The organism is Colwellia sp. MB3u-4 (assembly GCF_014077065.1).
In the GTDB taxonomy this organism is placed as follows: Bacteria; Pseudomonadota; Gammaproteobacteria; order Enterobacterales; family Alteromonadaceae; genus Cognaticolwellia.
Genome location: NZ_JACGVE010000086.1, coordinates 87,113 through 107,350 on the forward strand (window position 1 = coordinate 87,113; position 20,238 = coordinate 107,350).

At 37.6% G+C, this 20,238-nt stretch carries 20 protein-coding genes and 1 pseudogene; 14 read left to right on the forward strand and 7 right to left on the reverse strand.

The window, feature by feature from the left end; translation table 11 throughout:
- Nucleotides 1–398: 398 nt before the first annotated feature.
- Nucleotides 399–638 (reverse strand): CDGSH iron-sulfur domain-containing protein, encoded by a 240-nt coding sequence (locus H4J61_RS13885; RefSeq protein WP_182136855.1) that lies wholly within the window; start codon nucleotides 636–638, stop codon nucleotides 399–401.
- A 559-nt stretch (nucleotides 639–1,197) separates the two neighbouring features.
- Here H4J61_RS13885 and H4J61_RS13890 point away from each other — a divergent pair.
- Together H4J61_RS13890 and bcp are read left to right on the forward strand one after the other, a co-directional pair.
- Nucleotides 1,198–1,725 carry a glycine cleavage system protein R gene (locus tag H4J61_RS13890; protein WP_182185466.1) on the forward strand — a complete coding sequence of 176 codons (528 nt, stop codon included), beginning with the start codon at nucleotides 1,198–1,200 and terminating at the stop codon, nucleotides 1,723–1,725.
- An 8-nt stretch (nucleotides 1,726–1,733) separates the two neighbouring features.
- Complete coding sequence (gene bcp, locus H4J61_RS13895) at nucleotides 1,734–2,204, forward strand: thioredoxin-dependent thiol peroxidase (RefSeq protein ID WP_182136857.1); 471 nt, start codon at nucleotides 1,734–1,736, stop codon at nucleotides 2,202–2,204.
- A gap of 160 nt (nucleotides 2,205–2,364) precedes the next feature.
- On the opposite strand, the gene cobA is transcribed toward bcp, so the two are convergent.
- From cobA to H4J61_RS13910, 3 genes are all read right to left on the reverse strand, one after another.
- Entirely contained in the window at nucleotides 2,365–3,195 is an 831-nt protein-coding gene (cobA, locus tag H4J61_RS13900) for a uroporphyrinogen-III C-methyltransferase (RefSeq protein ID WP_220461271.1), read from the reverse strand.
- 481 nt (nucleotides 3,196–3,676) lie between these two features.
- Nucleotides 3,677–4,750 (reverse strand): AI-2E family transporter, encoded by a 1,074-nt coding sequence (locus H4J61_RS13905; RefSeq protein WP_182136858.1) that lies wholly within the window; start codon nucleotides 4,748–4,750, stop codon nucleotides 3,677–3,679.
- Nucleotides 4,751–4,755: 5 nt separating this feature from the next.
- Nucleotides 4,756–4,980 (reverse strand): sulfurtransferase TusA family protein, encoded by a 225-nt coding sequence (locus tag H4J61_RS13910; protein WP_182136859.1) that lies wholly within the window; start codon nucleotides 4,978–4,980, stop codon nucleotides 4,756–4,758.
- 108 nt (nucleotides 4,981–5,088) lie between these two features.
- On the opposite strand from H4J61_RS13910, the gene H4J61_RS13915 reads away from it, so the two are divergent.
- The 5 genes from H4J61_RS13915 to H4J61_RS13935 all read left to right on the forward strand — a co-directional run bounded on the left by H4J61_RS13915 (nucleotide 5,089) and on the right by H4J61_RS13935 (nucleotide 10,320).
- On the forward strand, nucleotides 5,089–5,691 hold the full coding sequence (locus tag H4J61_RS13915) for a hypothetical protein (protein ID WP_182136860.1): 603 nt from the start codon (nucleotides 5,089–5,091) through the stop codon (nucleotides 5,689–5,691).
- Between the two features lie 39 nt (nucleotides 5,692–5,730).
- Nucleotides 5,731–7,188, forward strand: a complete 1,458-nt coding sequence (locus H4J61_RS13920; RefSeq protein WP_182185468.1) for a M48 family metalloprotease — start codon at nucleotides 5,731–5,733, stop codon at nucleotides 7,186–7,188.
- A 57-nt stretch (nucleotides 7,189–7,245) separates the two neighbouring features.
- Nucleotides 7,246–7,596, forward strand: a complete 351-nt coding sequence (arsC, locus tag H4J61_RS13925) for an arsenate reductase (glutaredoxin) (protein ID WP_182185470.1) — start codon at nucleotides 7,246–7,248, stop codon at nucleotides 7,594–7,596.
- A gap of 2 nt (nucleotides 7,597–7,598) precedes the next feature.
- Complete coding sequence (locus H4J61_RS13930; protein ID WP_182136863.1) at nucleotides 7,599–7,991, forward strand: DUF2069 domain-containing protein; 393 nt, start codon at nucleotides 7,599–7,601, stop codon at nucleotides 7,989–7,991.
- A 361-nt stretch (nucleotides 7,992–8,352) separates the two neighbouring features.
- On the forward strand, nucleotides 8,353–10,320 hold the full coding sequence (locus H4J61_RS13935; protein WP_182185473.1) for a hypothetical protein: 1,968 nt from the start codon (nucleotides 8,353–8,355) through the stop codon (nucleotides 10,318–10,320).
- A gap of 426 nt (nucleotides 10,321–10,746) precedes the next feature.
- On the opposite strand, the gene H4J61_RS13940 is transcribed toward H4J61_RS13935, so the two are convergent.
- Complete coding sequence (locus tag H4J61_RS13940) at nucleotides 10,747–11,100, reverse strand: RNA-binding S4 domain-containing protein (protein WP_182185476.1); 354 nt, start codon at nucleotides 11,098–11,100, stop codon at nucleotides 10,747–10,749.
- A gap of 494 nt (nucleotides 11,101–11,594) precedes the next feature.
- Between H4J61_RS13940 and H4J61_RS13945 the strand changes: the two are divergent.
- From H4J61_RS13945 to H4J61_RS13965, 5 genes and pseudogenes are all read left to right on the forward strand, one after another.
- A pseudogene (locus tag H4J61_RS13945) lies at nucleotides 11,595–13,027 on the forward strand (IS1182 family transposase).
- Between the two features lie 936 nt (nucleotides 13,028–13,963).
- Entirely contained in the window at nucleotides 13,964–14,335 is a 372-nt protein-coding gene (locus H4J61_RS13950) for a hypothetical protein (protein WP_182185478.1), read from the forward strand.
- Nucleotides 14,336–14,485: 150 nt separating this feature from the next.
- A complete protein-coding gene (locus H4J61_RS13955; protein WP_182185481.1) occupies nucleotides 14,486–14,824 on the forward strand; it encodes a hypothetical protein in 339 nt (112 codons plus the stop codon).
- A gap of 53 nt (nucleotides 14,825–14,877) precedes the next feature.
- On the forward strand, nucleotides 14,878–15,342 hold the full coding sequence (locus tag H4J61_RS13960; protein ID WP_182185483.1) for a GNAT family N-acetyltransferase: 465 nt from the start codon (nucleotides 14,878–14,880) through the stop codon (nucleotides 15,340–15,342).
- Between the two features lie 211 nt (nucleotides 15,343–15,553).
- Entirely contained in the window at nucleotides 15,554–16,057 is a 504-nt protein-coding gene (locus tag H4J61_RS13965) for a hypothetical protein (protein ID WP_182185486.1), read from the forward strand.
- A 506-nt stretch (nucleotides 16,058–16,563) separates the two neighbouring features.
- On the opposite strand, the gene hda is transcribed toward H4J61_RS13965, so the two are convergent.
- Nucleotides 16,564–17,274, reverse strand: a complete 711-nt coding sequence (hda, locus tag H4J61_RS13970) for a DnaA regulatory inactivator Hda (protein ID WP_182136867.1) — start codon at nucleotides 17,272–17,274, stop codon at nucleotides 16,564–16,566.
- Complete coding sequence (locus H4J61_RS13975) at nucleotides 17,271–18,389, reverse strand: DUF2066 domain-containing protein (RefSeq protein WP_182185488.1); 1,119 nt, start codon at nucleotides 18,387–18,389, stop codon at nucleotides 17,271–17,273. The genes hda and H4J61_RS13975 overlap by 4 nt, the downstream gene beginning before the upstream one ends.
- Nucleotides 18,390–18,531: 142 nt before the next feature.
- On the opposite strand from H4J61_RS13975, the gene purM reads away from it, so the two are divergent.
- Nucleotides 18,532–19,578: a phosphoribosylformylglycinamidine cyclo-ligase gene (purM, locus tag H4J61_RS13980; protein ID WP_182185491.1), complete on the forward strand. Its 1,047-nt coding sequence runs from the start codon at nucleotides 18,532–18,534 to the stop codon at nucleotides 19,576–19,578.
- A gap of 3 nt (nucleotides 19,579–19,581) precedes the next feature.
- Complete coding sequence (gene purN, locus H4J61_RS13985) at nucleotides 19,582–20,229, forward strand: phosphoribosylglycinamide formyltransferase (protein WP_220461272.1); 648 nt, start codon at nucleotides 19,582–19,584, stop codon at nucleotides 20,227–20,229.
- The last annotated feature ends 9 nt before the right edge of the window (nucleotides 20,230–20,238 follow it).

The window sequence follows — 20,238 nt, forward strand, 5'->3', positions numbered from 1 at the left end:
GAATCCGGGCTAAGTTCCCCAAAATCATCTGATTTATTTAAAAGCCGCCAAATTCATGGCAATAGCGCTAAATTGAGCAGCGCACCATGGTACTTGCCTGAAAATACAAACACAAGATATTGCCGCATATTTATCATAAAAAATAGTAAAATAGTGACGTATGTTGATGGTTACTGGTTTGCACTTCTGATCTAAAAAGAGTAACAGTGTCTGCGTTATACTTGTTATCTTGCTAACGGCATTATTACGGTTAACGACATTAAAAATATTAAGTAACTATTAATGATCCCTATATTCGATTATATGCTTCATCATTATAAAAGGCCCTTAAATAAAAAAAGTTGATTACAAAGCAAAGCGCAAATAACCAACTATTCAAAGTGTGACTATCGTTAGTATTAATTACTCTTATGGCTACCGTCACACATAGGCTGATTTTCGGTTAATTTACAGCCACAAAAAAAGACTTTACCCGATTCTTTTGCCGTATATTTTACCGGTGTAAATTCAGAGCCTTTATGTGAACCGTCACAAAAAGGTTGTTTGTCACTTTTGCCACATGCACACCAAAAATAATTTTTTTCTGCCTCAACTTCAACGCCATAAGGGGTATTTGAAGCACGTTCTGGTTTACTCATAATATATTCTCCATGATTTATTCTTCAAAATTTAAAAAATTCAGTTAGAGTATCAATTCAGTTTGGTCATAATATACCAAGTACCAAGCAACCATGTCTCCTGCATAAGCGGGTAGGTTCTTTCACATTATCGTAAATTCGACTGCATGTACATTAGTTAGCTTCACCTGTTATTTTAACCGTGAAAAATCTAATTGTTTTAAAGTGGAACAGCTATATCGCCAACCAACTTTACCCTACTCAGCCTAACACTTTAGATAAAGCTATTATCATTTCAGCGGATATTGCTCTCAGCGCTTTAAGCACATAATTTATTAAAACAGGACGAGCACTGGCAAAATAAAATCAATATAAAAAATAGTTATACACGCCTAATTAACCCTGATCATTACAGCATTTTCTCTTTATATTGCTCGCATTCTTTTAGGACAACTATCCTTATCCTATGTCAATAAATCTAGTTTTTTCAAAGGGCAAAATAAACACTAAGTATGCTGTTAGCTTTAGTCCCCTAACATGCGTTACAATAGCGCTTTTAGCATGATGGCTAGGTTTATTGATGAGCGAATATTTAGTATTAACGGCAATGGGGCCAGATCGCACAGGCAGTGTCAGTGACTTAACCAAATTAGCCAGTGAGTGTGGCTGTAATATCTTAGACAGTAGAATGGCAATATTTGGCCTAGAGTTCACCTTAATTATGCTGCTTACCGGTAGCAACAAAGCTATTCATCAATTAGAAAGTAAATTACCGGCTGTCGCCCATGAACTTGAGTTAATCACTATGATGAAAAGAACCTCAGGTTATCGAGAGCAAGATTATGTTCATCATTACCAAGTTGATTATGCAGGTATCGATCAACCCGGTATTTTAAAGGCTGTTACGGCATTCTTTGCGACGCGTAATATCGATATATCGTCATTAAAATCTGAAATTGATCAGAAAAATAATCACACGAGTGCCGCCATATTAATCGCGCTGATGGAAGAAACCAGTATCGAACAACTTGAAAACGACTTCTTGCAGTTGTGTGAACAATTTGATGTGCAGGGTTGCATAAAAAAAATTCAATCAAACTTATTTTAGAGGCTTAAATGAAAACATTAATTGCCGGTGATAACGCGCCACTTTTCACCTTAAAAGATGAAAATGACCAAGACATTAAACTCGCAGAATATATTGGTAAAAAACAAGTATTGGTTTATTTTTACCCTAAAGCGATGACACCAGGCTGCACGGTGCAAGCACAAGGTCTACGTGACCATAAGGCCGAGTTAGATAAATTAAATACTCAAGTGTTTGGTATTAGTCCTGATGAACCAAAAAAACTGGCCAAATTTTGTCTACGTGATGAACTCAACTTTAGCCTATTATCAGACCCTGATCATAGTGTTGCTGATGCCTTTGGTGTGTGGGGTTTAAAGAAATTTATGGGCCGTGAATATGATGGCATTCACCGTTTGAGTTTTTTGATTGGCTTAGATGGAAAAATTAGCCATGTTTTTAACAAGTTCAAAACTAAAGATCATCATCAAGTCGTTCTTGATTTATTAAACAAGCTATAGTTTTTAAATTCTAGCGGCTTAAACAAGCGAATAAATAGCAACAAAGGCTTAACAACAAACTTGTTAAGCCTTTTTAATATCAATAAATTAACTGCCCTTTCATGGCTTATCTCATTAACCTACCGTCTTTAATCAGTGTTAATATGCTCAAAATATCAACTTAGCTTTGCTCTGCTGATAAGCGTAACTGTTGCTGATAGTTTTTTGCATCTAAAAAGCCTGGTGTTGTTAACGCGATATCGGTTAACTGGTTAACAACATCGCCAATAACGATTAAAGTAGGCGGTGTAACTTTATGCTCAGCCGCTAAATCAGCAAGCGAAGATAATTTACCACGAAAAATTTGTTGTTCCGGCTGAGTGCCTTTGCGTATCAGCGCTGCCGGTGTATTTTTGTCACGGCCATGCTTAATTAATTGCTCAGTGATACTAGGCAAGGTGTTAATGCCCATATAAAACACCACGGTTTGACTACTACAACTCAAGCTTTGCCAAGGTAAATTAAGTTGGCCGTCATTTTGGGTATGACCGGTAATAAAGGTACAGCCTTGCGCTACACCTCTGTGTGTTAAAGGAATGCCCGCATAAGTTGTGCAACCTGATGCCGCCGTAATACCCGGACAAAGATGACAGCTAATACCATTTTTTAATAAAAACTCAGCTTCTTCACCACCGCGACCAAATATAAACGGGTCGCCACCTTTTAAGCGTAATACTTTTCGACCTTGTTGTGCATATGTCACCAACAATTCATTAATTTTATCTTGTGGCACACAATGCTTTGCTTGTTCTTTACCGACATATAAACGTTCACAATTTGGCGGCAAAAGCGCCATAATTTCATCACTGACTAAACGATCATAAATGGCAACGTCTGCCTGCTCAATAAAACGTAAGGCACGAATAGTTAATAATTCTGCGTCACCTGGGCCTGAGCCAACCAGTGCTACTTCACCAGGTTGTAAAGTCGACTTTCTATTTATGTTATTCAAAACGTTGCTACTCAATTTATTTTCATTAGATAACGGTGTTATTTATAGCGCACCTTATCGACCCTTATTCTATTATAATATAAAAATCATCAGGCTTATAAATTTTATTTTAATAACTTAGCGTTAATTAACCTAAGTTATTTTATTTACAATAATAAAAAATCACGCTGCACTAGCTTACAACCAACGTAAAATAAGCATTTATACTGAAATTAATCAACGTATTACAACTACAATGAGTTAAATAGCTTAACAAAAGTGTTCTCAATTAATCACCCGCCGCCTTAAAACGCTCTAACGAGTAAAAAGTAAAGGGTGGCATTCATATTCAAAGGTGAGGAGAAAAATAAATATACAATTGATGTGAAAGGTCAACACGCATCATTAAATGTTGAACCACTCCATTAAGCTAAAAGCTAAGTCAAAGTCAAAGTCAAAAACTAAAGCCTAAACAACTAGGCTTTAATAAATGAATAAAGAGCTAACTGGCTTTTATCACCTCATGCTGAGTCGTTGTTGACCAAGCATTCAGCACGGCTTTAACAAGCGTTGCTAATGGAATAGCGAAAAATACGCCCCAGAAACCCCATAAGCCACCAAATAATATCACAGCAATAATAATCGTTACTGGGTGAAGGTTTACCGCTTCAGAAAAAAGCAAAGGCACCAGCAAGTTGCCATCAAGCGCTTGGATAATGCCGTACGCTATCATCACATAACCAAATTCAGCACTGGTACCAAATTGGAACAAAGCAACGAGCAAAACAGGCAATGTAACAATCGTCGCGCCAACATAAGGCACAAGTACCGATAATCCCACTAATACCCCAAGTAATACCGGATAATTAAGTCCTAAAGCAATAAAAGCTATGGTTGATGCTGTGCCAATAATAATAATTTCAATCAATTTACCACGAATATAATTCATGATTTGCTGATTCATTTCAATGCCTACTTGTTTTGCCATACGACGATCTTTTGGCAGAAATTGGCGTAAGCTAGTAAAGAGCACGTTTTTATCTTTCAGAAAGAAAAACACCATTAATGGCACTAAAATAAGATAAATCAACAAGGCGACAACATTAGAAATTGAATTAAGCGATGCTTTGAGCGCCATTTGTCCCCATTCAATTAGCTTATCATTAACTAAGGTTATTACATGGGCAATTTGTTCATTACTGACCAAGTCTGGGTATTGTGCTGGTAATGCGAGTAAATAAGTTTGTCCTTGCCCGAGCATTTGCGGCACTTCTTGCAGTAAATTGCTACTTTGCTGCCAGATAACTGGCATCAGTCCCAATATGCCGATTAAGGTTAAACCAACAAAAACAGACACAACAATAATCACGGCCAGTACCCGAGATAATCCCAGCTGCGAGAGTTTATTCACTGGTAAGTCTAATAAAAACGCTATGGCAACAGCAACAAATACCGGCATTAATAAACTACTGAAAAAATAAACAAACAAAAAAGTACAAATTAAAATAACCATTAAGGTTACCGCACTCGGGTCCGAGAAATTTCTTTTGTACCAATCGCTAAACAGAGAAACCATAATATTTACTTTTCCATTCTTATTATTAATTCAACAATATATTTATCAATATTACGCTGTTCGAAATAAAACCCTTGTTTTGTCAACAATTTAGGAATATCTTTTTTAGAACCATTATCGTAAATGCGTATCAAACAACTATCAATCGGTGTTAACTTTCTGAGTAACAAGCGTAAATTTACCAAGGGTACTGGGCATTTATCTTGTGTCGCATCGTATTCGTAAATCATAAATATAAATATGCACAGTGCTTTAGTTTGATTATCTAATTTGCGACAATTGATTACAATGGCATTTGTAAATTCTTTTAGTGTATTCTAATAATTTAAAGAGGTTAAATGAGCGAGCTTTCTAATAATCCCAGTCTTAAAGAAATCAACACCTACAAAAAAAAGATAAACTGGGGTGACATACCGACTATTTATCAGTTAGCAACAAATTCAATTAGTGATATTGATGGCATGTTAACGCATGGTTTTGATAATGCATTTAAACAGTTACTAGACAAACGTAACTGGAATATCAATATGGTAGATCAGCAAAACGATATTATGGGTAAAGTCACAACAGGTAAGCCAAAAATTTCGCTTTATCATCACATGAATGAACAACATTATGAATTACATTGTTACCCCATAATTAATAATGAACGTGTGCTGCAAGCGCAATTTAACAATACGCTTTGCCCATTTGTCACCTGGAGACCTGAAACGATGCAAATGTTGTTTAGATTGAACTCATTGATTCCTTTTATTGTCTACACCTTTCAAAAGGGCGATGTCGCAGATTATGCCCTTATTCGTTATGCCAACAAACGTGTTAAAGAGTTGATATTATTACTACAACAATCGTTTGACATTACTGATATCGAAGGCTATACAATCGCTGAGTTTTGTCAAGAAATTCACCGTAAGCATTCACAATCTCAGCATAATGCATAAATATAGTGTTGATAAACCTGACAATATGGAAAATTAAATTTGTTTAAATTAAAGCCACTCATTATTTCACTTGCCTTAATCTCATCAATTACCAGCAGTGCATTTGCCGCAAAGAGTGAGACTAATAAAAATAAACTGCCCGAAATTGGCTCAGCAGGTGTCAGTGTATTGTCTATCGAAAAAGAGCGTCAAATTGGCGGCGAAATGATGCGTCAAATCCGGGCGTCTCAACCGATATTAAATGACCCCGTATTAACAGAATATATTAATGACTTAGGCAACCGCATGGTGCGAAACGCCAAAGACGTAAACTATAGTTTTGAATTTTTTGTTATACGTAACCAAGAGTTAAATGCCTTTGCTTTTTTTGGTGGCCATATTGCCATTCATAGTGGCCTGATAACCACCGCTAGCACCGAAAGTGAACTCGCCTCAGTGGTTGCTCACGAAATATCACATGTGACCCAACGACACTTGGCAAGACGATTAGAAGCACAAAACAAATCACAACCTTTGACCATGGCCGGTATGATCTCAGGCGTATTACTTACCTTGATAAACCCTACCGTTGGTATGGCTGCACTGAGTACTACAATGGCAGCGTCACAACAAGCAGGAATAAATTATACCCGCGGCAACGAGCAAGAAGCCGATAGAGTGGGCATTATGCTGCTCGCTAATAGTGGTTTTAATCCCCAAGGTGCCCCTGATTTTTTTACCACTATGGCAGAGAAATACCGTTACACCTCGAAGCCGCCAGCCATGTTATTAACTCATCCTTTGCCTGAGTCTAGAATTTCAGACGCCAGAATAAGGGCGCAAAATTACTCACCACGCCCCTTAGCTCCCAGTTTAGAATTTGAGTTAGCTAAAGCCCGCATTATGGCAAGATATGAAGGAAACGCGAAAGATAATATCATTAACTTTCAGCAAAGTTTAGATAAAAAACGCTATGCTATAGAGGCTGCAGCACAATATGGTCTTGCCCTTTCTCAATATGAAAATAAAAATTATCAAAGCGCTATTAGCCAACTTGAAACATTGTTGCGCAACGACAAAAAAAACCTATTTTATGTTGATGCCCTAGCCGATGGTTATATTGCCGTAAAAGCTTTTAACAAAGCTATTGCCATGCTTAGCGAGTTAAATCTTTTAATGCCGAACAACCAAGTAGTGACATTGAACTACGCGAACGTTTTAAATGAGGCTGAGCAATACAGTAAGGCAGAAACGCTATTACAAGATTTCTTAGTGCTGAACCCAAAAAACTTTATTGCCAATGATTTATTATCAGAAGTATATAGAAAACAAGATAAAAAAGCGCTTATGCACGCTACTAAAGCCGAGGTTTATGCCCTATTAGGTGCTTATCCAAAAGCGGTTGATGAGTTACAAACCGCTTACAACTTTGTTGAGGAGAACCCATTACTACAAAAACGTATGAAGGGCCGCATATTACAATTGCAAGAACAACAAGAAAAGCTTAAGCGCTTATAGAAATCAGTTAAAATACCACTAAATTTAATTTGTCTAATAACAATCTAAGAGAAAAACATGTTAACGATTTATCACAACCCTCGTTGCTCAAAAAGCCGACAAACATTAGCACTTATTGAAGAACAAAAACATGATGTCACTATTGTTGAATATTTAAAAACCCCGCTTAGTATTACAAAAATTGAACAGCTATTATTATTACTTAAGCTATCACCACGGGAAATGATGCGAACAAAAGAAGCTGAATTTAAAGAGCAAAACTTGGCCAATGCTGATGATGCCACTTTAATCGCGGCTATGGCTAACACCCCTAAACTCATTGAGCGCCCTATTGTTACTGATAACACCCGTGCTATTATTGGTCGTCCACCAGAAAATGTACTTTCGCTAATGCAGGCTAATGATTAAAAATGACCAATAAAAAACGTTTATCTACGACTACACTCAAGCAGATCACTCTGTTTGGCTACTTCTCATTGCTTTTTTACATGCCATTTTGGCTGATTATCATGAGTGATGACACCGCGCTATCAGTACCTTTAACGTTAGTCATGTTTGTCCTACCTTTATTGTTTCCATTAAAAGGCCTAGTACAAGGCAACCCTTATACATACGCATGGTCAAACTTTATCGTTATGATTTATTTTCTGCATAGTTTAACCACATTATGGGTTTCAGCTGATGAAAAATTATGGGCCTTGGGCGAATTCTTCTTTGCCGCCGTTATGTTTATTGGTGGTAGTTATTATGCAAAATACCGTGGCCAAGAACTGGGGTTAAGCATTCGTAAAAAGAAAGAATAGTGTCACTGCCTCTCATGTTCAGTAAGTCACCACTACGAACTTAATACCAAGAAACTTAATACCGAAAAAATAAATGCCTAGACAGTTAAGCGCTAGGCATTTTTCATCAACACGCCATCACTCATTAATACTAAACAAGGGCATACCTACACGGGTGCTATTTTTTGTTCTCCACCTGTAAATTAGTACTACGGCTTTAAAACCCTCGAAGCTATAAACACATTCCTTTCTTTACTCTAAAACTAAAATTGTTTAAAAATAGGTCAGCAGATTAGCATTGCAACCCATTAGCATTTTTTATACAGTTAATTCACCCTAAACAGGTCTTTTAATTTAACTCAGCATTTAAACAGAGGCACGGATGAATAATATTGGCATTAATCAAAGAGGTTTTTCAAACAAAGTAAGCACACTTGCGTTGACTTTAGTTGTATTGATTGTACAAGGATGTGGTGGTAGTGGTGGATCTAACGCCAAAGAGAGTAAACCTAGTGATGATTTCATCCCTGTTGTTACTCAAACCGGCATAGTCGCATTTGATGACGCCAGTAAAACTGCACAACCGATTGAGTTATTTCTTTACTACCCTGACGATACGCTGAGCAATATTAGTTGGCAACAAACTACAGGCAGTGAGCTTGTTTTTCATGCCGAACATTCCAAGGGTATTGCCTTTACACCATCTGCGGCAGGCGAATATAGTTTTCAAGTCAGCTTTATCCGCAATGGCGTAAGTGAAACCTTATCGCATACCGTTATTACTTCAGAGGAACGCAGCCAAATATCAGCAAGACTAGGTCATGCAGCATTGGAGGGTAGTGATGTTTCTTTAAGAGCCAGCATTGAAAATGCCGCGTTAACAAACAACAGCATTGTATGGCAACAAATCTCTGGCCCAACGGTGACTTTTAGTGAAGTAACCGAGGGACAAACTGCCGTTTTTTTCAAGGCGCCTACGGTTAGCGCTGACAGCTTGCTAACCTTTACGGTTAGTGCTTCAGATGGCGCCACAGAGCAACAAGATACTATTGCCATACTAGTCGAAAATGCAGCAACTATTAGCAGCGATGATAACACGGCTTACGATTCACGATTAGCCACCGTATTTCCTTTTAATGCAAACTCACCTTATGCCGATGTTTTAGTTAACTGTGTTTATAGTAATAGTATTGATTTTCGCACTAGCTGTCGCTTTGATGAATTACCGCTAATAGCACAAGATACTACCACACCGACTATTGACGACATTATGGACCGCGTTGTGGTTTCTCATCAATGGATGGGGCAAAGGTTTAAAGAGTTTTTACAAAACTCAGATCAGCAAGACGATTTTAAAAACTTGCTTCGTGCCACCACAGCCATTGTTATTTCATATGACATACGCCCTTCATACTATTGGGTAGTGACCGGTGCTATTCATCTTGACCCTGAGAACCTTTGGTTAACACCCGATGAAAGAGATACCATTAATCAAGCCCCCGACTTTCGTGCCTCATTCGGCAATGAGCTAAATTTTGTTATGCCATGGCGTTATGTTAGCAATAATAACTACACCAGCTTTTACTATCCAGAAAATTTGCGAGAAACTCGTGACGCGAGCGAGGGTGTTTTTGATTTAGCGTCATTGATGTATCACGAACTCGCACACGCCAATGACTTTTTTGCACAAAGCACCTGGGCAGACTTAGACCGAAATGATCGCATACTAGACGCTGCCGATAAAATCTTAAAATCAACCGGCATACAATCTGATATGTTAAGCACTTCACTGCCGCTCAATGGCACACAAATGTATAGCTTAGCGCAGGTACGTTATCATGGTGAAACGGCGACCAGCAGCGAAAAAAATTACAATCCAAGTGACGTTACCGGTTTTTTTAGCCCTGAACGTGCCCCGCAATTTTACAATTACACTAGTAAACGCGAAGACTACGCCATGTTGTTCGATGGTTTTATGATGAAAGCGCGTTACGATATTGATAGAGATGTTGCAGTAACTAGCCAGCCTCAAAATGCAGGAGAGCAATACATAGTGACTTGGGGGCAACGCGGGCGTATTGGAGACGTTAATATTAAACCCAGAGTTGACTATGTTACTCGCCGTATATTGCCTGAGTTTACTTCAGCCTCCAATATTATTAACAATTTAGCCGCACCAATAGCGATGGTATCAGGGAAAACATGGGCAGAAAATTTAGCGATTAGTCCTGAGGTAAATCAAGCTAATAAAATAGTGCTTGATAGTTTCCAGTTAACTAATTCAAAAGCTAACAGATTCAATGCTAACGGCCCAATGTTTTATGAAAAGCCAATCCCTAAACGTAACTAGCATCAACATAACTAGGCTTAAATGTAGCTGAAGCTAAGAAAAGCGGGATCGCCCAATGTAAACTTAGCTAGGTTCGAGCATAATTAATTGTAAAGATTAACGAATAATGAGAGGGTTTTTAAACTATCAGTGAATTAAGCCAATAATTATCAATGACTATGTAAAATATTTTAGCTTCTCAATCAACAAATACAGTGACTTTAAATGGTCACTTTTGCCATTTTCAGGACCTAATTTACATCTGTGTTCATCACAAAAAAAAGACCACTTTGCTACCAAAGTGGTCGTTCACGTAGTTTTATTGGTCTAATTTCTTGGTGCGCAAAGCTAAAGGTCGTTCGTACCATATTTCACATTGGGCTTGTGACAAGTTCTACCACTTTACAGAACTTTCTATAGGGTAATAGGCCCTAAAATTTTGGCCTTTTAGCTTTTAATTGATGGCTTAGTGGCAGTTTCTGATGAAATAATCCGTGCTTTACTTTTAGCTCTTTTTTTCTTTTTTGAATTTTTATTCGCTAAAACTACTGTACTAATAAACTCTGCTGATTTTTTGCTGGGATTAAAAGCAATTTCAATAATTTTACCGTTACATTTGATAATATCTCCGCGGCGAATTTTTTTACGTTTTTGAACTACAACTTCATTATTTACTAAAACATTACCTTCACTGATCATGGTTTTAGCTTCGCCGCCACCGTCAACCATATTGGCAATTTTGAGTAAGTTACAAAGTTCTATAGGTTCAACACAAATATCGATAATTGAGTGTTTTGACATGAAATACGCCTAATGATTTAAAATAATAATATTGTTAATATTCTAACATATATTTGGATAAAACTTGTATTAAGGATACTTTATAATGCTGAGCTAGCATAGACGGTAAATACTTGATGCATTTAGCATTTTATTAAACGTTGCGCAAAGCTTCGGTATTCACTGATTAAATTTTTAAGTTGTGACATCTAGGGTTTCTTTATGGCACCAACTTGTCGTTAGGATATCTTTTGAAATAGCGAATTTTTAAAGCAAAACTAAAAATTAATACAACCGACTACTCTAAGGACAGTAGCGGCCAAAAAACGACCTATTTCAGTCGTGAATTTATCACTGTAAATAGTCCGTATTGCCACCAGGCTGTGTAAAAAATATTGATCACCTTTTGGTCTAACCCTCAGTTTTTTATGATCAATCAATCTTAATTTTCAGCTCTCGAAGATAGCGTATTAGCTATAATTAATAGTAGGAAAACAAGAACGAGAAGTGCTGATATGTCCCACCATATTAAAGGCCAAGGTCGAAACCAAATAACCCTATTTCCTGAAGCATTGGACGATTTTGTCACCAAAGAAAACCCCGTTCGTGTCGTTGACGCCTTTGTTGATGAGCTTGATTTACACACTTTAGGGTTCAACCGTGTTATCGCCAAAAATACAGGTCGGCCAGGTTATCATCCTGCCGCGTTGCTTAAGTTATACATCTACGGATATTTGAACCGCATCCAGTCTTCTCGCCGCTTAGAGAAAGAGTCACATCGCAATGTTGAGTTAATGTGGTTACTTGAGCGCTTAAAACCAGACTTTAAAACGATTGCCGACTTTAGAAAGGACAACGGTAAGGCTATCACCAAAGTCTGCCGTCACTTCATCGAGTTATGCCGTCAAATGAATATGTTCACCGATGCCGTTGTGGCTATAGATGGCAGTAAATTCAAAGCGGTTAATAGCAAGCACAACAATTACACGCCAAACAAAGTTAAAGACCATATTCGCCGTATGGAAAAGCATATTGAGAATTACTTAAGTCGACTTGAAACCGCCGATGCCAATGATAAAGTTGATGCTGTTCAAGCCTCTGCTGCTGAGAAAATTGCATGGATGAAACAACGCGTAGTTGAACTCAAGGAACTTGCTGTACAAGTGGGGCGCATCCAGACAAGCAACTTTCCACGGTTGACCCTGATGCCCGCTTACTTAAAACACAAGGCATGAACAGACAGGTTTGTTATAACGTTCAAAGCTCTGTTGATACGAAACATCATTTAATAGTGACGCACGAAGTCACCAATACCAATGACCGTGGCAAGTTGGCCGATTTGACACGGTTAACGCAGCAAGCATTGGCGCAGAAAAACATTACAGTGTTAGCTGACAAAGGTTACTACAGCGGAGGTGATATCAAAGAAACTCAAGATATGGGGGCCTCTGCGCTTGTGCCCAAAGGGGATACGTCAGGTGCTAAAAAGAAAGGGATCTTCAATCGCTCTTTATTCAAATATGACCAAGACCGAGACCTTTATTTTTGCCCTGCGGGGAATGAACTACCACATAAGCGAAATGTTGAAGAAGGCGGAATGAAACTCAAGGTCTATGTTGACCACATTGCTTGCAGGGACTGTGATATTTGCGCTAAATGTACCCAATCAAAACGCGAGCCACGAAAGATAAGGCGTTGGATACACGAAGGTGAAATGGAAGAAATGCTAACACGATTGAAAAACGCACCTGACACGGTGCTCATTCGCAAGCAAACGGTAGAGCACCCCTTTGGCACCATAAAAATGTGGATGGGGGCAACCCACTTCCTTACCAAACAATTGAAAAATGTCAGTACCGAGATGAGTCTTCATGTTCTCGCTTATAACCTCAAACGAATGATGTCGATTGTGGGCAGTGAAAGTCTACTCGAAGCAATAAGGGCGTAATTAGCCTTTTATTGTTAGCTCATATGCGTGATAAACGTGCTAATAAAGCGGATATCAGCTCCCTCAACTCAAATTAAACAACATACCAACAATTTACTGCAAAAATAATAAGGTGTAGATAAAATATTGGAATTTGGGTAAATCAAAAATAGTTTTTACACAGTCTGCCACCATTGCGGTCGTTCATCATCAAATTATTAATACTAACTTTGTGCGCATTAAAAACATAAGCAACAAATTATTTGCCATATATTTTCTAATAAATAATTCATGTCGTATTACTGAGAAGTCTTAGTAATAACCTAAAAAACCATCTACCTCCCTAATCTATTGATTTTATGGGTAATAGTCTCAACTTCTACATTGAATATTACTGAGACTTCTCAGTAATATCCCAGTTACGATAAAAATAAAAAATTTATCGTTTCTAAAGCTTTGAAATAATGGGATATTAATAGTAATTAATTAAAGCTTATGGGATGGACATTACTGAGAAGCCTCCATAATAAGCTGTTGAACTAAACCGCTTCGCGGGGAGTGCCAGCTCCCTGACATTTCTCTGTATTCCAGCCACACTTAACTTGCTACATCACTCACTTTTGGAGGCATGTAAAGAAACTGTTCAAGCAATCATTTGTTTCTTGATAGTCTGTTTCGTTGTGAGAGTTCACATCTTGCGCGTCAAAAATAGGTAGTAATAGGTTACAGGGTGAACTAAAGTAGAAAAATAGATAATGGATTGATCGAATCAGAGTTAATGCTGAGAGTGTTTAAAAAGGAATTATTTAACTCGAAGTCCCCCCTGAAAAAAAATACACTTATTGCATAACTAGTGCCAACTTAGACGTTCTGAGAACGGCTCAGTCCAACAGGACATTTATCTCTCATGCTTCGATAAGAGATAAATGCTTAATTGTTATGTGTATCGGGAATACTATGGCATCTGAACCTAATTACTCAAAATATACTATTTCCGAACTTTACGATGTTTTGGATAATATTGACGGGAATAAATTTCCTGAACGGCTAGAAAAAATTAACTATGAGCTTGAGTCAATGGTTATCGAAGATGAGCAAGATTATGAACGTCCAATTAAGAAAATGAGCCCCATTAAAAAAAATGCTCTAGGTTTCTTTTTAATATTTTCAATTATGTTATCTATTTTATACGCTGAATATGTCCCAATGCGAGGATTAGATTGGATTACAGAACAAACCCATCCACAACTATATTGGGTTTCGGTTATAATTTTTGGTCTATGGTCGTGCTATTATGCGAAGAAATACATAGATGTAAAAAACACATAATAAGCTGTTAAACAAGGACAAAAATAGTTGGTTTTTGCTCCTGCGTCGCTTATTTTAACCAACTATTTTTTGCCCATTAATTTAGCGTTGGTGATTAATATTCAAATTGTTCTATACTAAATAATGAATTTTTAAATAAGGATTTTTATAATGACTAAATACATACTTTTATTAGCGGTAATTACATACATTCCAAGTGCATTAGCTAAAAGCAACGAGGAAAACTACGATCTTACAAAAGAGTTAGCGCAATGTTACGTGGCACATGAATTATCGAGAAATATAAATGAAGCTAATACATTAAAAAGCTTTTTAAGGAAGCTGCCCTCACACAATGAAGTTAACCAGTTAATTAATTATTCATTCAACTATCAACGAACTAGCGAATTAGCCCTCAGTAATGCGTTTAGCAAATATTGTTCAAATGCAACCGATAAAATAGAGATTTTAACTACATCGCTATTAACACCTAACAAGACAATTAAGTAGGACTAAATTTAGTGGGGCGTTATTTTTTTATCAAGTCTTGAGTCATCAAAACTATGTTTAATCTATTTAAAAAAAAAGCTAAAGAACCTCAATTTACAATTAGACATGGCGTACAAAAAGATATTGATTTTGTTGTTAAGCAGATTGTGGAAGATTCTAAATATGGGTATTTCGCCAGAGGTATGCCTGCGAAGTTAATTATTGATAATCAAAATGCAATGTTAAATGCATCTATTAAACGACAGTTTCTCCAAATGCAAACTGATTATGGGCTATCTCACCATCATAGCTCTATTTTTGTTATCTTTGAATCTTGTGAAAATGAATTAATTGGCTTCGCGTTAGTTTTATGTGATGTAGAGTCTGAGGATAAACTATCAGAGATATTAGTTGCTGGAATTCGTCCTGAAATGCGTGGAAATGGTTATGGTAAAGTATTTATAAAGATGTTGGTTAGCGACTTAATAAAACAAACACCATTAAAAGCACGTTGCTATAAAGAATCCACAATTATGTAGAATATTCTATTAAGTTTAAACTTTAAAGTAACAACTACGACTAATACAGGTACTAGTTATTTATACCGCTCTAAAGAAAATTAGTTAATATATATCAAAACATAAGTCATTAAAGTAGGACAAAAAACAGTTGGTTTTTGCTCCTTCGTCGCTTATTTTAACCAACTATTTTTTGCCTCTTAATGAGGTCTATATTTCAAATGGAATTTGGATGAAAATCACTAAAACAATCACTTTAACTATTATTCTTTTGTTTTCTTATTCCTCATTTAGTAGCGAGCTTGATATGACGGGTATATGGATTGGAGAAAGCGTCACTGCTAGTGAACACAGAAAGATCTATACCGTAAGAACAAGAGATGGTTATTATTTTTCAAGACACGAATATTATGAAGATGACGCAATGGTAAGGTGGCTACATAATTATGGTATTTGGGGGCAAAGTGATGACAAATTCTGGACATATTTTGTGGTGTATGCAAGCGCTACAAGCGTTAAAAATTTGCCTGATTGCAACCCGCCAAGGTTTAGCTATATAGTTCAGTCTATCTACCAAAATAAAACGACCTATGTAGCTGAGCGTGATGGTGTAGAGTACACCATGGCAAGAATAGATAAATTACCTATTGAGTTTTTCACAAATGATAAAGTTCTCCATAAGTTCGCTTTAGAAAAAATTAATACATTTAAACAAGAGTGTAGAAAAGAACTATAAGCAATTAAACAAGGACAAAAAATAGTTGGCTTTTGCTCCTTCGTTGCTTATTTTAGCCAACAATCTTATTGCCCGTTAATTGGGCGTTATTGATACAGAAACTAACCCACCTTGCTGATTAGTTTCTATAGCTAATGTCTTCTTTGTGGCATTAGTTAGCGTTAAGAGGCGAAACACCAACAGTAGCTTCAAGCTTAAAGCCGACGTTAGCCATAACGACATGCTAATCTCAGAAGTGTGGAAAAAGTTGTCTCTATTTTCTAGCCGCTTGTGAAGTTTTTTAAAATGGCTCAGAAATTTTCACAAAAAACATACGATTAATTTTTCTAACCTAGTTACAGCCCTGAAACTATTTAACTAAATCCTCACTTTATTTGAAGTTCCACATAAGCTCAAGCATAAGTCATTTGGCTTTTTTGGCTTTAACTAAATGAATTAAAAAGATTAAATTAAACGGATAATTGAAATGACTAGTTCTAAGTCACTATTTTTAAATCATTAGTGATTTAAAATAAGACATCTTTAATAAAGGGAATAGTGATGCGACGCTGCTCTCTGATTGATGCCTGATCAAGCTGTTCTAATGCGGCAATTAAGCTGGTCATATCGCGTGATAAACGATTAATTAAAAATCTCGCCACGTCATCATTCATTGTTAAACCCCGTTGTTGTGCACGGTATTGCAAGGCAAATGACTTCTCTTTATCTGATAAGGGTTTTAATTGTTCCGTTAAGCCCCAACTTAGCCGAGAGACCAAATCAGGCAAAGTAATATTTAACTGGGCAGCGCTTTGATCACCGGTAATAATCAGGCATTTGTTTTGCTCAACCATACGGTTATATAAATCAAACACGCCTTGTTGCCAGATATTATTACCCGCGATCAATTGAATATCGTCTAAACAGACTAAATCAATATTTTCTAAACCGTCAAGTACATCAACCGAAAGTTGAGTAAGCTCAGAGAACGACAAACACAACGAGGTTATGCCTAATGTGTCGGCATAGGCACAACTGGCGTGTAACAAGTGACTTTTACCAACATCGGTTAAACCAAACAAAAATAAACTGTGTACTTGTTTGTTTTCATCACCTATATGATCGAGAAAGTGCGTTAACTGTTGCACCACCATTTGGTTGCTCTCACTTTTAAAACTCGCGAAAGTTTCATCGTCAGGTAATTGCACAGACAGAGTGAGTTGCGAAACTTTCTTCACTTTTTACCCCAATTAAATACCGGTACTTGTTCTGTGCCCTCAGGCGCAGCGAGGGGGTCAACATAACGATTGAGCTGTTCACTCAATTTTAATGAAGCAAGCAAAGCTTGTTGTGAGCCAATTAACGACAATTTAAAGCGCCGATTAGTACCTTTCGCACTGACCAATTGTACTGATTGCACAGCAGACAATTCTGCAAGAAAATCTGACACCGCTATCAAGTCTACTAATGAGGCGATATTGGCAACATCTATTTCAAACTCGTGACTGTTAGTTGTTGATAAGGCATATTGCTGATAAATAATATCGGTAATATCAGACAAAGCAGCACTTAATAATTCATCAACGTTATTACCTAAGTATTGTTCGCTAAACATTTGTACGTGCTCATTTTGCGGATCAGTCATTAAACTCCAGTCTACTGCTAAACTATTGACTTGGCACTGAGGACAATCTAAAAGATCATTTTGGTCAGCAACTAAGCTTGAGTTTGAGACTCTAATCACCACCACAGCTTCTGCCATATAACGCGCAGACGCTTGTGCTACTGGTTTTGAAAAACGGCCCCAAACATCAGTTAATGTCAAAGCATTAAGGTCAGTTAAGTCCATTATGGGCATAACTAATGGTAAACCACGCAACTGGGAAAAATCATCAATAACGCGGGGTAACAACGAATTCGATGTTGCAGAAATTATCTTACGTTTAAAGCCATCTTCCTCAACCAACCAGACCATCACTTGTGGCCTTAATTGCCCCCAAATCGGCAAGTCACTGGCTTTAAACAATTGATTGATCTTGGCTTCGTTAAAGGAAACATTGAGTAATACTTTGTTATTAGTGCGAATATATTGATATTGCGTAACATACATGCTGTAGTTATTTATTGCCTGGGTAATAAGCGGATGATCAATGTCATTACCGCCAACCTTGACTAAAATTGCCCGCAAGGCATTTTTAAGTGCTTGATTACGATCGCCATTTGATTGTGACGCTACAGCCACTTTTGCGCTGTACAAGTTTTCGACCTCGATAGCGCTAATTTTAAGCGATAATACAAGGCACAAGAATATCAGATAATTTCTGAACATATTTAGCATTAACATGTGTTTCATAATGAAGATCTTATCATAATGTTGCTGATTTTTATCACTTATAAAAAATAAATTATTTTAAAGATTTTCAGCACGTCTTTGCGCTGATAGAATGTGCGCCTTTATCATACAAGCAAACTAACAACATAATTGAGGTTTCCCCGTGAGCGAAGAAAAACAGTCTTTAAATTATAAAGATGCTGGCGTTGATATAGATGCAGGTAATGCCCTAGTTGAAAATATTAAAGGTGCCGTAAAACGCACTACTCGTCCAGAAGTTATGGGGGGGCTAGGTGGTTTTGGCTCTGTCTGTCAACTTCCTACTGGCTATAAAGAGCCTGTACTTGTTGCCGGAACGGATGGCGTTGGTACAAAATTGCGTTTAGCAATAGATTTAAAAAAACATGACACAGTCGGTATCGACTTAGTAGCTATGTGTGTAAACGATTTAATCGTGCAAGGTGCTGAGCCACTATTCTTCCTTGACTATTATGCTACAGCAAAACTTGATGTTGACGTTGCTTCAGCCGTTGTGGAAGGTATCGCAGAAGGTTGTGTACAAGCGGGTTGTGCATTAGTCGGTGGTGAAACCGCTGAAATGCCAGGCATGTACCACAAAGGCGACTACGATATCGCTGGTTTTTGTGTCGGTGTAGCTGAAAAGTCACGTTTAATTGATGGCACTAAAGTAGCCGCAGGTGATCAACTTGTTGCACTTGGCTCTTCTGGTGCTCACTCAAATGGTTTCTCTTTGGTACGTAAAGTATTAGAAGTAAATAACACCAACACCGATGACTTACTTGATGGAAAACCATTAGCTGAGCATCTTTTAGCGCCAACAAAAATTTATGTTAAATCAGTTTTAGAACTGCTTAAGCATGTTGATGTGCACGCCTTGTCACATATTACTGGTGGCGGCTTTTGGGAAAACATTCCACGTGTTTTACCAGAGAGCGCTCAAGCCATTGTTGACGGCAATAGCTGGCAATGGCCGGCCATCTTTAATTGGTTGCAAGAAAATGGCAATATCAGTGAACATGAAATGTATCGCACATTTAACTGTGGCGTTGGTATGATCATCGTAGTACCTGCTGAGCAATTGGCACAAAGCATCGACATTCTTAACGCGCAAGGTGAAAACGCTTGGCATATTGGTGAAATTGCTGATCTACAAGCAGGCCAAGAACAAGTTATTATCAACAAAGGTTAATCATTGATGCGAAGCCGAATTGTAGTACTTATTTCCGGCGGCGGCACAAACTTACAAGCGATTATCGATGCCTGTAAGCAAGACAACTATGGTGGCGAAATCGTCGCTGTAGTGTCTAACAAAGCTGACGCCTATGGTTTAACGCGAGCACAAGATGCTAACATAGCAACCTCTGTGCTTTCACACAAAGACTTTGATAGCCGAGAAAATTACGATAGTGCCTTGGTCGCCGAAATTAACAATTATCAGCCTGATTTGATTGTGCTAGCCGGTTTTATGCGTATTTTAACGGCTAAATTTGTGCAAAAATTTCAAGGTCGCTTGATCAATATCCACCCTTCTCTATTACCTAAGTATCAAGGTTTACATACCCATCAACGCGCTATTGACGCCGGTGATATTGAACACGGTGTTAGTGTACATTTTGTTACTGAAGAACTTGATGGTGGGCCGGTAATTTTACAAGCAAAAGTCCCTGTTTTTCCAGAAGACAACGCCGATGAACTTGCTCAGCGTGTACATCAACAAGAACATCGTATTTATCCTATGGTGGTTAATTGGTGCTGTACTAAGCGCGTAACTATGGCAGAAGAATATGCATTATTTGATGGTGTAATTTTACCTATTTCGGGGTATGCTAGCGAAGAATAGTATTTAATT

Excerpts from the sequence above, each read along its gene's own strand:
- H4J61_RS13935 (WP_182185473.1), top strand. The coding sequence starts at position 8,353 with ATGAATAATATTGGCATTAATCAAAGAGGTTTTTCAAACAAAGTAAGC.
- bcp (WP_182136857.1), top strand. The coding sequence starts at position 1,734 with ATGAAAACATTAATTGCCGGTGATAACGCGCCACTTTTCACCTTAAAA.
- H4J61_RS13905 (WP_182136858.1), bottom strand. The coding sequence starts at position 4,750 with ATGGTTTCTCTGTTTAGCGATTGGTACAAAAGAAATTTCTCGGACCCG.
- H4J61_RS13890 (WP_182185466.1), top strand. The coding sequence starts at position 1,198 with ATGAGCGAATATTTAGTATTAACGGCAATGGGGCCAGATCGCACAGGC.
- H4J61_RS13960 (WP_182185483.1), top strand. The coding sequence starts at position 14,878 with ATGTTTAATCTATTTAAAAAAAAAGCTAAAGAACCTCAATTTACAATT.
- H4J61_RS13965 (WP_182185486.1), top strand. The coding sequence starts at position 15,554 with ATGAAAATCACTAAAACAATCACTTTAACTATTATTCTTTTGTTTTCT.
- H4J61_RS13885 (WP_182136855.1), bottom strand. The coding sequence starts at position 638 with ATGAGTAAACCAGAACGTGCTTCAAATACCCCTTATGGCGTTGAAGTT.
- H4J61_RS13940 (WP_182185476.1), bottom strand. The coding sequence starts at position 11,100 with ATGTCAAAACACTCAATTATCGATATTTGTGTTGAACCTATAGAACTT.
- arsC (WP_182185470.1), top strand. The coding sequence starts at position 7,246 with ATGTTAACGATTTATCACAACCCTCGTTGCTCAAAAAGCCGACAAACA.
- H4J61_RS13915 (WP_182136860.1), top strand. The coding sequence starts at position 5,089 with ATGAGCGAGCTTTCTAATAATCCCAGTCTTAAAGAAATCAACACCTAC.
- H4J61_RS13910 (WP_182136859.1), bottom strand. The coding sequence starts at position 4,980 with ATGATTTACGAATACGATGCGACACAAGATAAATGCCCAGTACCCTTG.
- H4J61_RS13975 (WP_182185488.1), bottom strand. The coding sequence starts at position 18,389 with ATGAAACACATGTTAATGCTAAATATGTTCAGAAATTATCTGATATTC.
- H4J61_RS13930 (WP_182136863.1), top strand. The coding sequence starts at position 7,599 with ATGACCAATAAAAAACGTTTATCTACGACTACACTCAAGCAGATCACT.
- H4J61_RS13950 (WP_182185478.1), top strand. The coding sequence starts at position 13,964 with ATGGCATCTGAACCTAATTACTCAAAATATACTATTTCCGAACTTTAC.
- H4J61_RS13955 (WP_182185481.1), top strand. The coding sequence starts at position 14,486 with ATGACTAAATACATACTTTTATTAGCGGTAATTACATACATTCCAAGT.